The organism is Amycolatopsis sp. NBC_00355 (genome assembly GCF_036104975.1).
In the GTDB taxonomy this organism is placed as follows: Bacteria; Actinomycetota; Actinomycetes; order Mycobacteriales; family Pseudonocardiaceae; genus Amycolatopsis.
The window spans coordinates 2,004,146-2,018,466 of sequence record NZ_CP107982.1 but is presented as its reverse complement, the minus strand read 5'-3'; the positions used below and the strand labels follow the sequence as shown (position 1 = coordinate 2,018,466).

Below are 14,321 nucleotides of genomic sequence, written 5' to 3'. Positions count from 1 at the left end.
GCCGCCCCGGATACGCCGAGCCGACGGGCCCGGCGTATCCGGCGGCGGAGTGACGGTGCTCGACAGTGGGCTTCCGGGGGTCGACACTGGGCCGATGACCGGCCTGATCACCGGAAGCCGTGTCCGGCTGCGGCCCGCCGCAGTCACGGACGCCGCCCGGTTCGAGGAGATCCTGTCGCATCCCGAGGTCGCCCGCTGGTGGGCCGACGCCGAGGATCCGGTGGCCGCCCAGGTGTCCTATCTGCTGGACCCCGACGAGGGCACCACGACCTACGCCATCGAACACGCGGACGTCGTGGTCGGTATCGAGCTGGCGTTCGAAGAAGCCGACCCGCAGTACCGGCACGCCGGCATCGACATCGCCGTGCACCCGGACTTCCAGGGCCACGGCCTCGGCTCGGACGCCATCCGGACGCTGGCCGAGTACCTGTTCACGGTGCGCGGGCACCACCGGCTGGTGATCGACCCGGCCGCGGACAACAAGGCCGCGATCAAGCTCTACGAGGCCCTCGGTTTCCGGCCGGTCGGCACGATGCGCTCCTACGAACGCGGGCTCGACGGCAGCTGGCACGACGGACTGCTGATGGACCTGCTGGCCGAAGACCTGGTTCCGCTGGCGGCATTGGCCGGCGCGTGAGCACGCAGGCGGTGCCCGCCGCACCCGGGCAGCTGCGGCGGGTCGCCGTGGCGAGCGCGATCGGGACCACGATCGAGTGGTACGACTACTTCATCTACAGCACGGCGACCGCGCTGGTCTTCGGCAAGCTCTTCTTCACGACGCTTTCGCCCGCCTCCGGCACGCTGGCCGCGTTCGCGACGCTCGGGGTGGGCTTCCTGGCTCGTCCGGTCGGCGGGATCCTGTGGGGGCACTTCGGCGACCGCGCCGGCCGCAAGGCGATGCTCGTGCTCTCGCTGCTCCTGATGGGCGTGGCGACGGTCGGCGTCGGCCTGCTCCCGACCTACAGCGCGATCGGTGTGTGGGCCCCGATCCTGCTCCTCGTGCTGCGGCTGCTGCAGGGCCTGAGCGCGGGCGGCGAATGGGGCGGCGCGGCCCTGATGGCCGTCGAACACGCGCCGGAGGGACGTCGTGGCCGCTACGGAGCGTTCTCGCAGATCGGCGTCCCGGCGGGCCTGATCCTCGCGCAGCTCGTGTTCTTCGTCCTCGGCAAGTCGCTGACCGACGCCCAGTTCGCGGCGTGGGGCTGGCGGGTGCCGTTCCTGGTGAGCATCGTGCTCGTCGGCGTCGGACTGGTGATCCGGCTGCGGATCGAGGAAAGCCCGGTGTTCACCGAATTGCGGCAGTCCGCGGCGCGCAGCCGGCGGCCGATGGCCGACGTCTTCCGCGAGCGGCCGCGGGCGCTGCTGGTGGCATCGGGGAGCTTCATCGCCAACACGGCGATCGGCTACATCTTCCTCGCGTATCTGTTGTCTTACGGCACTTCCGTGCTGAAGATCGACCGCACCACGTTGCTGGTGGTGGTGATCGTCGGCAGCGTCACGTGGCTGGTGAGCATCCTCGTCACGGCGGCGTGGTCGGACCGCGTCGGCCGGAAACCCGTGTACGTCTGGGGTTCGGTGCTGCTGGTGGTCTGGCCGATCCCGTTCTTCCTGCTGGTCGACACCCGCCAGGCGGTGTGGCTGATCGTCGCGGTGGTGGTGCTGAACATCGGCCTCGGCGCGACGTACGGGCCGCAGTCGGCGTTGTTCGCGGAGCTGTTCGAACCGCGCTACCGCTACAGCGGCGCGTCCTTCTCCTACGCCGTGGGCGCGGTCCTGGGCGGCGGCTTCGCACCACTGATCGCGACGGCGTTGCAGACCTCGACGGGGACGTCGTTGTCGGTGTCGCTCTACCTGGTCGGCGTCGCGGTGCTCAGCTTGGTGGCGGTGCTCTTCATCCCGCGCGAGTGATCACCGGCGGTCCAGCCGGACCGCGACGGCCGTCCGTTCTTGGCCCGCGTTACCGGGGGTGCGGTGGAGTTGTGCGGTGGGGCGGCCGGTAGCTGATTTGCCGCGTGGAAGTTGTTCGTGGGGCTGGGGTTTTGCCGCTGCTTGCTGTGGATGTCGGCCCTTGCCGTGCGCTGGTGATCACAGGCGGTCCTGCCGGACTGCGGCGGCCGTCCGTTCGTGGCCCGCGTCGCGGTGGTTGTGGTGGAGTCGCGCTGCGGGTCGGCCGGCTCGCGGGCCTGCCGCGTGGAAGTTGTTTGTGGGGCTGAGGGTTCTGCCGCTGCGTCGGTCCTTGCCGTGCGTTGGTGATCAGGGTCGGTCAGCCGGTCGGCGGCAGTCACCCGTTCGTGGCCTGCGTCGCCCGAGTCGCGCGGCGGGTCACGGACCCGCCGCGTCGAAGCGGGGTGCGGTGCTGTGGCTCGGATCGAGTGGCGTTATCCCGCGTGAGTGATCACAGGCGGTCCAGCCGGACCGCGGCGGCCATCCGCTCGTAGCCCGCGTCGCCGGGGTGGAGGTGGTCGCCGGAGTCGTAGGCGGGCAGCATCCGGAGCGGGTCGGCCGGGTCGCGCACGGCCGCGTCGAAGTCGACCACGGCGTCGAAGACGTTGCTGGTGCGGATGAACTGGTTCACCGCGGTGCGGGTCGCCTCGAGAGTTTCGTCGTAGACGCCCCAGCCCTTGAACGGCGTGAGCGTGCCGCCGAGCACCCGGATGCCGCGGGCGTGGGCCTGCGCGACGAGCTGGCGGTAGGCCGACGTGATCGCGTTCGGGTCGGTCTGGTGCGGGTCCTGCTGGATGTCGTTGATGCCTTCCAGCACGATCAGCGTCCGCACCCCGCCGACACCGAGCACGTCGCGGTCGAACCGGGAAAGCGCGTTCTGGCCCGCGCCGCTGCCGGGGACGTCGAGCAGCAGCCGGTTGGCGCTGATGCCGGCGTTCTGCACACCGAACCGGCCGTGCAGCCGGTCGGCGAGGTAGTCCGGCCAGCGGTGGTTGGCCCCGGCGGTGGAGCCGACGCCGTCGGTGATCGAGTCGCCGAGCGTCACCACGGTGGCTTCGGCGCCGCCCTGCACGTCCACCCCGGACACGTAGTGCCACACGGACGTCTGCTCCGTGTAGGGGGCGCCCGACTCACTGGCGGTGAAGTCGCCGGCGCGGGTGAAGTACGACGTCTGCGACGCGGCCGGGTGGTAGGTCACCGGCCCGGACTTCGTGGGCACGTAGGTTGTCACGAGCAGGTTGGCGTCCGCCGGGATCCGCAGGTTCACCGGGTCGCTCAGCACCTCGGCGCCGTTGGGCACGACGACGCTCGGCGCGCCGCCGAACGTCAGCGACCGCAGCGTGCCGGGGACGGCGTCGGCGCCGGTCGCCTCGACCGCGACGGTGACGTGCCCGAAGGTGACGGCGGTGGCGCCGAAGGCGTTCGACAGGTGGATCCGGGCCCGGCCGCCGCCGACGCTCGTGTGCACGACGTTGCGGATCGAGTAACCCGGGTAGCCGTCCGGGGTGTTCGCGACCCCGGCCGCGGGAGCCGCGGCCCAGGTGCCCGCCCAGCCGCCGACGGACTGCTGCGCGAGGGCCGGGACAGCGCTTTCCGGGTTCGCACCACCGGACGTCGTGAGGAGGGCCAACCCCGCCAGGACGGCCGTGCTCACGGCCAGGAAGCGTCGCATGCACACACGGTCGCGTGCTTGGGCTGGGTCAGGGACCGCTGATCAGGTGAGCAAACCGGACAAGATCCCGGACAGTGACGGCAAATTGCTGTTTCCCCTGGGCGGACCCGCCCGGGATTCTGGGGATGCCGGGCGGGCCCGCGCGAGGTGGCCGTTGCCGCGACGGCCGCTCGCCGGAGTGCCCGGTCCCGATCCGAAGCGGAGGCTGGCCCGGATCGTTGCGTCGGGGCAACCCCGGAGGGCGTGTGCGAGAACGCCCTCACTCCCAAGCACGGACGCGGACCTGGCCCGGTTCACCGAGGCCACCGGAATTCTCGCCCGCAAGCGCCAACCCACCGCCTGGAGCGGCCAACACACTGCCCGGAAGGGCCCACACGCCCGCCGGAGTGGCCAACACGCCGAAACCCCGGGGTGTTGGCCACTCCGGCGGACGTGTCGGCCCGCCGGGGTCGCGCGTGCCGGCATTCCCATCACCGGCAAGTGACCCCGAAAGCCGTGAATGGCACATCGAGGGACTTCAAGTCCCTCGATGTGCCATTCACGGCTGGGGAACGGGAGGCTCAAGCGGCGGCGGGGAACACGTCCAGAGCGCGGTGGCCGGCGTCGGTCAGTTCGGCGGGTGACCACTGGCCGCGCGCGACGGGCGTCGCGGCACGGATCAAGCCGGCGCGGGCGAGGTCGTGGGCCGTGTTCTGGTCGCAGCACGACAATCCGTCGACGCGGAGGTCGGGTTCGCAGCTGCAGCGGAGCTCCGCGCGGCCCGCGCCGACCGCCTTGAGCATGGCGATCGCGCGGCGGCTCAGCGCGCTCGGGTGGGTGGACATGGTCTGGCCTCTCGGTCCGGCTGGTTCTGGTGCGAGTGCTGCAGCTCGTTACTTAGGAGTACGGGCCGGACGTGAGCCCGGTTCACTTTGATCGAGCCTCTTGACACGGCGAAGCCGGGCGAGCAGGGTCAGTCATCGGATGAATCAGGTCCACCAGCCACAGAATGGTCCACTGGGGGACCATTCTGCCCATACTCATCCGATCCCTGGAGGTTCAGTGACGACCTTCCCTCGCCGGCAAGCCCTCGGCATGGCGGCCGGAGCCGCTGTGGCGCTGAGTGCGGCCGGCCTGACGCCCGCCGGTGCCGCCGTGCCCGTCGACGCCGCGCCCGACACGCCCGAAACCCCGATCGTCCCGCCTCCGCCGCCCGTCCCGGTCGCCCTCGACGCCTGGTTCTCCAACGACGGCATCGACAGCGCGTCCGCGACCGGCGGCGACTTCGACGGGTCCGGCTACACCTTCCCGGCCGAGCAGCTGCCGGTCGGCCGGACGGCGACCGTCGGCGGCGTCCCGTTCCTGCTCGGGTCCGCGGCCGCCGGGGCGAAGAACAACCTCGTCGCCACCGGCCAGACGATCGACCTGCCGAAGGGCCGCTACTTCGTCGCGTACTTCCTGGTCGCCGCCAGCTACGGCACCACCGGCGGCACGGCGACCGTGCACTACGCCGACGGCACCACGAGCACCGGCTCCCTGTCCGGCCCGGACTGGTACACCGGCAACGGCGCGCTCGTCTCGTCGTTCCGCTACGCGCCGGGTGGGGTCGTCGACGACAACCCGGTTTCCCTGGCCACCGGCCAGGTCTGGGTCGACCCGGCCCGCGAAGCCGTCGCGCTGACCCTGCCGGCCACCGCGACACCCGCGCCCGACGTCTCGAGCCTGCACGTCTTCGCCCTCACCCTGCAGCCCGTCGCCGTCGGCCGGTCCGCGCTGGTGCTCGACGGCCGGTCGACGGCGAACCTGCTGACCGACGGCGGTCCGCAGGCCGCCGAGGCGACCGTGGTGAACGCGGGCACCGTCTGGCTCGGCGCGCGCGACCGCGTTTCGGTGACGCTCGACGTCCCCGGCGGCCGGACCACCGTGCCGGCGACCATCCGCGCGCTCGCGCCGGGGGAGCAGGCGACGGTCCGGCTCGGCCTGGCGCCGAACGCGTCGGTCCCGCCCGGCACCACCACGAACGGCCAGCTGCGGGTGACGGCCGGGCGCGGCACGCTCGCTACCCAGCAGGTGCCGATCACCCTCGGCGTCCCGGATTTCCGGCCCACCGACGCGTCGCTCTCGACGCACCGCGCGCCGTACTGGTTCACCGACAGCAAGTTCGGCATCTTCATCCACTGGGGCGTCTACGCCGTGCCCGCGTGGGCACCGGTCGGGCAGCAGTACGCGGAGTGGTACTGGCAGAACCAGCAGGACCCCAACGGCGCGACCTACGCCTACCACGCCCAGAAGTACGGCGAAGGGTTCGTCTACGACGACTTCATCCCGATGTTCACCGCGAAGAAGTTCGACCCGCGCGCCTGGCTGAAGCTGATCGCGGACGCGGGCGCCGAGTACTACGTCCTGACGTCCAAGCACCACGACGGCTTCGCGTTGTGGGACACCAAGGTCAGCGACCGCAACTCGGTCAAGCTCGGCCCTCGGAGGAATGTCATCGCCGAGCTCTTCGCGGCGTCCCGCAAGTACACCCCGCAACTGCGCAACGGCCTGTACTTCTCGCTGCCGGAATGGTTCAACCCCGACAACCCGTGGATGGGCCACGCGCCGCGCAACCCGTACACCGGCGCGCCGCTGCCCTACACCGGCTACACCGCGGGCAAGGACTTCGTCCGCGACTACCAGGCGCCGCAGGTGCTCGAGCTGATCCACGAGTTCGACCCGGACGTCCTGTGGTTCGACATCGGCGGTGACAACGACAGCCGAGACGTGCTCACGGAGTACTTCAACCGCGCGAAGAACCGCCGGCACCCCAAGGACGTCACCTACAACGACCGCGGCGGCATCCCGGACCACGACTTCACCACCCCGGAGTACACGACGTACCCGAACACGGTGGTGGCGAAGTGGGAGGCGAGCCGCGGCCTCGACCCGTTCTCCTACGGCTACAACCGCGCGACGCCCGACGACAAGTACATGACCGCCGAGGAGGTCGTCCGCACGCTCGTCGACATCGTGTCGAAGAACGGCAACTTCCTGCTCGACATCGGCCCGGACTTCGACGGCACCATCCCGGCCGTCATGCAGCAGCACCTGCGCGACGCGGGCGCGTGGCTGAAGGTCAACGGCGAAGCCATCTACGGCACGACCTACTGGTCACGGATGGCCCAGCTGGGCGACCTGCGGTTCACGGTCAAGCAGAACGAGGCCTTCTACGTGCACTCGCTCGCCGCGCCGGGCAGCCGGCTGGTCATCGACGCGCCGGTGCCGATCCGCACGGGTGACCGCGTCACGCTGCTGGGCTACCGCGGGAACCTGCACTGGAGCGTCGAGAACGGCGCATTGGTGATCGACGTCCCGGCGGCGGCCCGGCAAGCGGGCCGCTACGCGTGGGTGTTCAAGATCGCCTGGAGCTGACTGCCATGAGGGGCACCCTCAGGGACGTCAGAGCCCTCAGGGTGCCCCTCACGGCGGAGCTTCCGCGAGCCACCGGCACATCAGTAAAAGCGCCGCAGCTGCGGCCACGCTGCCGACCACGGCCGGGTCAGCGTGTCGCACAGCGAGATCGTGACGCCGTCCTCGTCGTTGTCGACGCCTTCGGCGTTGTGGTGCAGCGCCACCGGGCGGCAGCCGGTGATCAGCCGCGACGCGGGGGAGCCGCGCTCGATCCGGCCGATGACCAGTACCGGCCCGACCTGCCGGTCCGGCGGCGGTCCCCAGTCGGCGTAGGACATGTGCGGCGAGTACGGCCGCGGCAGCCCGCGTTCGGGCCCGTAGTGCTCGAGCGCCCCGGCTTCGCCGTAGTTGTCGGTGAGGATGACGGCGGTGTCCTTGTCGGGGACCTGAGCCCACGCCGTCGCGACCGTGTCGGCGAACTCCGGCCAGCCGACCTGCTCACCGGGCTCCTTGTTCACGGCCAGCAGCACGCCGTTCAGCGCCGTGGCCGGCACCACCGGGAGTCCGATGAGGACGGACACGACCACGCACACCGCCGTGACCACGCCGATCGACGCCCGCAGCGCCGTGCCGGTCCGCGCCGGCCACCGCAACGCCGGCTCGGCGCCGAGCGCGACCAGCGGCAGCAGCAACGGCACCGAATAGTACGGTTTCCCGCCCAGCGCCAGGAGTTCCACGCAGACCACGGGGTAGGCGATCGCCAGCGCGCGAGCCCAGCGCACCCCGGCGTCACGCCACGGCCGGACGAGCCCGGCGATCCACACCGGCACCAGCACCGGCGACAGGTAGACCAGCTGCATCGGCACGAACAGCACGCGGTTCTCGACGCCGTCGTCCTGGCTGATCCCGCCCGCGACGGTGAGCATCGGCCAGCCGTGCGACGCCTGCCAGTGCACCACCGGCGCGGTCAGCACGGCGGCGACGCCGATGCCCGCCGCGAGCCACCACGTCCGGAACACCCGGCGTGGCCCGGCGATGGCCACCCCGGCGCCGAGCCCGGACAGCAGGAGTAGCACCAGCCACTTGTTCATCATGCCGAGCCCGGCCGCGGCCCCGACGGCGAGCCACCACCGGCCGTCGCCGGTCCGCAGCAGCCGCAGCCCGAAGAAGGTGATGAGCGACCACAGCAGCACGTCCGCCGTGTTGGTCGCGAGCATGTGCGCCACGACCAGCACGTACGTCGAGAGCGCCGTCGCCACCGCGGTGCACACCTGCACGCGGCGGCCGCCGCCGAACTCGCGGGCGATCAGCACGACGACCACGACCGTCGCCATGCCCAGCAGGGTCGCGACGACCCGCAGCCCCATCGGGGTCTCGCCGAACAACGCCGTCGACGCGCGGGCGAGCCACGGCGTGATCGGCGGCTGGTCGACGTACCCCCAGTCCGGCCGCTTCCCCGCGGCGACGAAGTACAGCTCGTCGCGGTGGAAGCCGTAGCGGCTCGATAGCAGCGTCAGCACCACGGCTTGGATCGCGACGACGATCCCCACCGGCACCGCCGCGAAACGTGGCAACGACCCGGAAACGCGACCGGCCCCCATGGCAGTCTCCCCTCGGCGTGCGAGGATCGTACGCCGGAGATCATCCGATCGGGAGCGCTCCGACGTATTCGCCGCCGGCGTCGGCGACCAGCTCTTCGAGGGACTGCGCCCGGCGGATCGGCGTGAACCGCACGGCACCGTCCACACCGATGTCGAAGCCGTGCACGGCCGGGCGCGGCAGCGTGTTGTACGCGTAGTGCGCGCCGAAGTAGTACGCGCCGGTGTCGTGCGCGACGACGAGGTCGCCGGGCTCCAGCAGCGGCAGCGGGCGTTCCCGGGCGAGCAGGTCACCGGCGAAGCACAGCGGCCCGGCGACGTCCTGCGGCACGTCGGGGCCGGTTTTCGGCACGCCCGCGGCGTCGTACGCGCTGAGCCGCAGCGGCCAGTGCTCCGGCTGGAGCACCGTCCGCGCGGCCACCTGGGCACCGGCGTGCGTGACCGCGATGTGCCGCCCGCCCGCGACCTTCGTGTACTCGACCGCGCTGACGAGGAACCCGTTCTTCGCCAGCAGCGACCGGCCGAACTCGGTGACGTAGGTGTAGCGCCCGTCGCCGAGCGCCGGGACCCGCGCGAGCAGCGTCTCGACGTAGTCGGAGTAGGTCGGTCCCGGCTCGTCGGAGTCGAAGTTCACCGGCAGGCCGCCGCCGAGGTCGATGCTGGTGACCTGCCGGTACCCGGCCTCGGCGTTGATCTCCTCGGCGAGCGCGTGCACGGCGGCGACGCCGTCGGCCATCAGCCCGGGCGGGCAGCCCTGCGAGCCGACGTGGACGTGCAGCCGGCTCAGCCACGGCCGGTGCGCGAACGCCTCCAGCAGCAGCGCGCGATACCCGTGGTCCCGCAACGGGATGCCGAACTTCGACGCCGCCGTCGCGGTGCTCGTGTCGCCGATCCGGCCGGCCCCGACCTGCGGGTTGATCCGCAGCCCGAGCACCGAGCGCGGCGGCGCCGAGCCGACGAGCCGGTCGAGCCGGGCCAGCTCCTGGAAGTTGTCGGCGTTGATCGCGGTGCCCTCGGCCAGGGCGTGGGCGAGTTCGCTCACGGTCTTCGCGGGGGAGTCGAGCACGAGCCGCGGCCCGCGGAGCCCGGCCGCCTCGGCGACCGCCGTCTCTCCCGGGCTGGCGACTTCGGCGTCGATCCCGAGGTCGCCGAGGAACCGCAGCAGCGGCGCGAGGCCGCACGCCTTCGCGGCGACGGTGTGCTGGACGTGCCCGAGCGGGGCGAAGGCGCCGGTCAGCTCCTCGACGGCCGCGCGGAGGCCGGCGAGGTCGACGAACCCGGCCATCGGGTCGACGAGCCGCCGGTCCGCCGCGGCGGTGAGGGCGAGCAGCCGGCGGTCGGTGCGGGCCGGGGAGGCACTGGTCGTGGTCATGCTCCAAGCACAGCAGCGGATGGCCGCGCCGGTCCAAGACCTGGACCCGATGATGTCATAGGACACGCCTATAATGACCGGGTGGACCTGCGCCGCTGGCACTACTTCGCCGTGCTCGTCGAGGAGATGCACTTCACCAAGGCGGCCGCTCGGCTGTTCGTGTCGCAGCCGTCGCTGAGCCAGCAGATCCGCGCCTTCGAGGCGGAGCTGGGCGTCGCGCTGCTGGACCGGTCGGGCCCGCGGTTCGCGTTGACCGAGGCGGGCCGGGTCGCGGGAAGGGAGGCCCGGGAGCTGCTGGACCGGCTGGACCGGGCGCGCGGCGTGATCACGGCGGCCGGGCGCGGCGACTCGGGACGGCTCCGGATCGCGTACACCCGCTCGGCGCCCGGCCCGCTGGCCGGTGACCTGGTCGCGGCCTACCGCGCTCGCCACCCGGGCGTCGAGCTCGCCCTGGAGACGGGGTGGACGAGCCTCAACCTGACCCGCCTGGCCGCGGGCGAGATCGACCTCGGTTTCGTCCGCCCGCCCGTGACCCACCCCGGCGTCGAGGTGGCCGCGGTCGGGTCGGAGGAGGTGCTGATCGCGCTGCCGTCCGCCCACGACCTCGCCCGCCGCCGCGGCCGCCTGCGACGCGCCTGGATCGCGGGCGAGCCGGTGGTCTTCTGGCCGCGCGAGAACGGCCCGGGCCAGTACGACGCGATCAGCGCCCAGGTCTGGCCGGCCGGTGTGCCGCGGATCGTGCGCGAAGAACCGGAGGACGAGCAGCTGATGCGCGCGGTCGCCGAGGGCGCGGGCATCGCGGCGGTGCCGGAACACCGGGCTCGCGCGTTGCGCCGCAAGGGCGTGGTGCTGCGCCGGCTGGAGGAGCCGGTGCCGCGCATCGACCTGGGGCTGGCCTGGCGCGCGGACACGCTGTCCCCGGTGGTGCGGGCGTTCGTGGACCTCGCGGCCGGAAAGCCGTGAAGGACTCCTTGAGGGACTCAGAGTCCCTCAAGGAGTCCTTCACGGACAACGGAACCCCGGGTCACGGGCAGGCGGTCAACACCGCGTCCGCGACCTCGCCGAGGTGGGCGGCCGCGCGGTGGCCGGAGACGACGCGGTCGGTGAGGTAGGCGAACACCAGGCGGCGGCCGGGGTCGGCCCAGGCGACGCAGCAGTTGCTCCCGTTGTGCCCGAACGTTTCCCGGCCGCTGAGCGTCCCCATCGGACGGCCGGCGCCGCCGAGCTGGAAGCCCTGCGCCCAGCGGATCCGGGTGCCGATCGTGCGGTCGACGACGGCGTCCCCGGACGGCTGCCGCGCTTCCCGGACGGCCGCCGGGTCGACGACCTCGCCGTCGAGCAGGGCCTGGTAGAACGTCGCCAGGTCGCGGGCCGTCGTCGAGATGCCCGCCGCGGGGATCACCGCCCGGCGGAGGGCGCGCCGGTTGATCAGCCGCGCGGTCAGCCGCGCGCCGAAGTCCTGCCCGCGCAGGGGTACGTGCCGCGGCCACAGCGCGTCCGGCAGGCCGAGGTGGGTGTCGGTGAGCCCCAGCGGGCCGAGGAATTCCTTGCGCAGCAGCACGTCGACGTCGTCCCCGGTCACCCGGCGGAGCACCTCGCCGAGGAGATGGCCGTACACGATCGGCTGATACGCGGCGACCTCGCCGGGCGCCCACCGCGGGGTGATCCGCTCGATCGCCCGCAGCGTGCGGGCCCGGTCCGCCATGATGAGCGCGTCCCCGGCGAAGCCGCGTGCGCTCGCGAAGCCGGAGCGGTGCCGCAGCACGTGCCGGACGGTGATCGCGCCCTTGCCGCCGCGCGCGAACTCCGGCCAGTACCGGGCGACCGGCGCGTCGAGCGACAGTTCCCCGCGCGCCGCGAGCTGGTGCACCAGCAGCGCCACGAACGGCTTGCTCGCGGAGAAGATCCAGAACAGCGCGTCCGGCGGGCCGCCGAAGCTCCGGTCGAGCAGCACCTGCCCGTCACGCAGCACGCACAGGCTCGCCCGGGCACCGCGAGCGCGCACCAGTTCGGCGGCCGGTTCCAGTGCCGGGTCACCCGGTTCGGTCCAGTCGATCACGCCGGGCGACGTTACCCGCCCGGTATGCTCGCGGGCGTTCCCGGCTCTGTGCCTTCCCGGAAGGACGTTCCATGTCCGGCCACGAGATCACCGACCGCATCGCCGACCTGATCGACGAAGAACACCGCCTGCGCACCGGCGCCCTCCACCACGGCGGGCTCACCGCGGACGACCGCGTCCGGCTGAAGGACCTCGAGCGCCAGCTGGACGAGGCCCTCGAGCTGCTGCACCGGCGCCAGGCCCTGTCCGTGTTCGACGACGAGTGACCGTCCGGGGACGGCTCCCTGAGTGCCGCGCCAGGGCGCCGAAGCCCTCCTACAGGTCCAGCCGCTCGTCCGGGACCACGACGTCCGCGCCGGTCGCGACCGGCGGCAGCAGGTAGGGGAGCGCCGAGAACCGCGCCACCTGCTCCGGCGGCGCGGCCAGGCGTCGGTCTCAGCGGCGGGGGAGCTCCGGGGAGTCCGTGTCCAGCGGCACCGATCGCGACCGCACCAGTCCCAGCTGGACGGTCTGGCGGCCGGTCAGCGCTTCCAGGGCCCAGTCCGCGACCGTGCGCACGCGGTTGCCCGGCATCGCCATCAGGTGGTAGCCGCGTGTGACGGCCTTCGCCAGACGGCCGGAGAGCGGGATGTGCAGCGGGTTCGCCGCCGCGGCCCCGGCGCCGAGGTCGACGACGAAACCGAGGTCGTGGTGGCGGTAGGTGCCGGTCCGGCCCTGGCCGAGCGACGCCGCCACGTTGCGCCCGGCCAGTTTTCCCTGGCGTTCGGCGTGCTGGGCGGTCATCGCGGTGTACTCACCCGGCCGGGTGAGATCGGGCACGGCGGCGGCGTCACCGCAGGCGAACACGTCGTCGCGGCCCGGCACGTTCAGCTGCGCGGTGACGACGAGCCGGCCCTTCGCGGTCTCCAGCCCGAGGTCCGACACCAGCGGGTCGGGCCGCACGCCGACGCACCACACGAGCGTCCGCGTCGGCACGGAGTCGCCGTTCGTCAGGGTGACGCCCTTCTCGTCCGCGTGGTCGACCGACGTCTTCATCAGCACCTCGACCCCGCGCGAGCGCAGCACCTCGTCGGCCGTCTTCCCGAGCCGCTTGTCGAGTTCGGGCAGTACGCGCTCGGCGACGTCCAGCAGCAGCCAGCGGATCTTCTGCCCGGCGAGCTCGGGGTGCCGCGCGGCCAGCGCGTCGGTGAAGGCCGGGCCCTGCGCGGCCACCTCGGTGCCGGTGTAACCCGCGCCGACGACCACGAACGTGCACCGCGCGTCGCGTTCGGCCGGGTCCTCGGCCGACGCGGCGAGCTCGATCTGCCGGGTGACGTGGTCCCGCACGTACAGCGCCTCGGGCACGCCGCGGAAGCCGTGCGCGTACTCGGGCACACCCGGGATCGGCAGCAGCTTGTTGACACTGCCCGCGGCCAGCACCAGCCGGTCGTACCCGATCCGGTGTTCTTCGTCCTCGGGATCGGTGTACGTGACGGCCCGGGCGTCGAAGTCGACGGCGGTGGCCTTGCCCAGCAGCAGCCGGACGCCCGGCAGCGTCTCCGGGATCGAGACGGTCACCCGCCGCGGGTCGAGGATCCCGGCCGCGACCTCCGGTAGCAACGGCAGGTAGAGGAAGTAGTCCGTCGGGTTGAGCACGACGATCTCGACGTCTTCGGCTTCCTTACGCAGGCTCTTAGCCGCGTGGTACCCGGCGAACCCGCCGCCGACGATCACGACACGCATGGATCCCCTTCCGGGACGTTGATCTTGGTCCTCGCGGATTCCCCCAGGTAGAGGTGGGGAAACCCGCGGGGTTGACCTGTCGGCTCAGGGGCGTACGGTCAGAGGGAGTTGGCTGTTGTTCAAAACACGTGCTCCGGTCAGCGCCCCTGCCTGTACCGATGGGAGCGCCATGTACCCCTTGTTCCGCACGATCGACGAACCCTGCGGGTTGACCGTCACGACCACCGAGCGTCCTGGCGGAGTCCGCGTCCTCACCCTGGTGGGAGACGTCGACGCCGCCACCGTCGGCACCCTCGACGAAGCCCTCGCCGCCGGCGGCCGGCTGGTGGCCGACCTGTCGCGGGTCGGTTTCCTGAGCTGCGCCGGCGTCCGGTCCCTGCTCGAAGCGGACGACCGCGCCGAACTGGCCGTCGTCGCCGGCGGGCACGCCGTCACCCGGTCGCTCGAAGCGACCGGCGCCGACCTCCTGCTGAAGATCCACCTTCGCCCGGGTGACGCGCTGACGGCCGTGACCCCGCTCGCCGCGGAGGCCGGCCCGGACGCGTGAGCGCCGGCCCGGCCGTCCACTGTGGCCGGTCGGCT

Annotated in this window: 11 protein-coding genes and 1 pseudogene; 6 read left to right on the top strand and 6 right to left on the bottom strand. The window is 72.3% G+C overall.

All coding sequences use genetic code 11. The features are described from left to right. Positions 1-94 precede the first annotated feature (94 nt). Together OHS18_RS08080 and OHS18_RS08075 are read left to right on the top strand one after the other, a co-directional pair. Positions 95-637: a GNAT family N-acetyltransferase gene (locus tag OHS18_RS08080; protein ID WP_328616509.1), complete on the top strand. Its 543-nt coding sequence runs from the start codon at positions 95-97 to the stop codon at positions 635-637. Further along, positions 634-1,905 (top strand): annotated as a pseudogene (locus OHS18_RS08075) (MFS transporter); the annotation flags it as partial. The gene OHS18_RS08080 and the pseudogene OHS18_RS08075, both read left to right, overlap by 4 nt. A 490-nt stretch (positions 1,906-2,395) precedes the next feature. On the opposite strand, the gene OHS18_RS08070 reads toward OHS18_RS08075, so the two are convergent. Continuing rightward, entirely contained in the window at positions 2,396-3,616 is a 1,221-nt protein-coding gene (locus OHS18_RS08070; RefSeq protein WP_328454422.1) for an SGNH/GDSL hydrolase family protein, read from the bottom strand. Between the two features lie 560 nt (positions 3,617-4,176). Then, positions 4,177-4,440: a hypothetical protein gene (locus tag OHS18_RS08065; RefSeq protein WP_328616508.1), complete on the bottom strand. Its 264-nt coding sequence runs from the start codon at positions 4,438-4,440 to the stop codon at positions 4,177-4,179. Positions 4,441-4,657: 217 nt separating this feature from the next. Here OHS18_RS08065 and OHS18_RS08060 point away from each other — a divergent pair, with 217 nt between their 5' ends. Further along, positions 4,658-7,009 carry an alpha-L-fucosidase gene (locus OHS18_RS08060; protein WP_328616507.1) on the top strand — a complete coding sequence of 784 codons (2,352 nt, stop codon included), beginning with the start codon at positions 4,658-4,660 and terminating at the stop codon, positions 7,007-7,009. Positions 7,010-7,089: 80 nt separating this feature from the next. Here the strand turns inward: OHS18_RS08060 and OHS18_RS08055 are convergent, their stop codons facing one another. Together OHS18_RS08055 and OHS18_RS08050 are read right to left on the bottom strand one after the other, a co-directional pair. Continuing rightward, entirely contained in the window at positions 7,090-8,589 is a 1,500-nt protein-coding gene (locus OHS18_RS08055) for an ArnT family glycosyltransferase (RefSeq protein WP_328616506.1), read from the bottom strand. 40 nt (positions 8,590-8,629) lie between these two features. Next, complete coding sequence (locus OHS18_RS08050; RefSeq protein WP_328616505.1) at positions 8,630-9,958, bottom strand: diaminopimelate decarboxylase; 1,329 nt, start codon at positions 9,956-9,958, stop codon at positions 8,630-8,632. A gap of 81 nt (positions 9,959-10,039) precedes the next feature. Here OHS18_RS08050 and OHS18_RS08045 point away from each other — a divergent pair, with 81 nt between their 5' ends. After that, the gene (locus OHS18_RS08045) at positions 10,040-10,921 is read left to right on the top strand and encodes a LysR family transcriptional regulator (RefSeq protein WP_328616504.1); all 882 of its coding nucleotides are present in this window, start codon (positions 10,040-10,042) and stop codon (positions 10,919-10,921) included. 61 nt (positions 10,922-10,982) lie between these two features. On the opposite strand, the gene OHS18_RS08040 is transcribed toward OHS18_RS08045, so the two are convergent. Next, complete coding sequence (locus OHS18_RS08040) at positions 10,983-12,017, bottom strand: serine hydrolase domain-containing protein (protein ID WP_328616503.1); 1,035 nt, start codon at positions 12,015-12,017, stop codon at positions 10,983-10,985. Between the two features lie 71 nt (positions 12,018-12,088). Here OHS18_RS08040 and OHS18_RS08035 point away from each other — a divergent pair, with 71 nt between their 5' ends. After that, positions 12,089-12,283, top strand: a complete 195-nt coding sequence (locus OHS18_RS08035; RefSeq protein ID WP_328454435.1) for a DUF2630 family protein — start codon at positions 12,089-12,091, stop codon at positions 12,281-12,283. Positions 12,284-12,452: 169 nt separating this feature from the next. Here OHS18_RS08035 and OHS18_RS08030 read toward each other — a convergent pair whose 3' ends face one another. Beyond that, a complete protein-coding gene (locus OHS18_RS08030; RefSeq protein WP_328616502.1) occupies positions 12,453-13,739 on the bottom strand; it encodes an NAD(P)/FAD-dependent oxidoreductase in 1,287 nt (428 codons plus the stop codon). A 169-nt stretch (positions 13,740-13,908) separates the two neighbouring features. Here OHS18_RS08030 and OHS18_RS08025 point away from each other — a divergent pair, with 169 nt between their 5' ends. Continuing rightward, a complete protein-coding gene (locus tag OHS18_RS08025; protein ID WP_328616501.1) occupies positions 13,909-14,286 on the top strand; it encodes an STAS domain-containing protein in 378 nt (125 codons plus the stop codon). Positions 14,287-14,321: the final 35 nt, after the last annotated feature.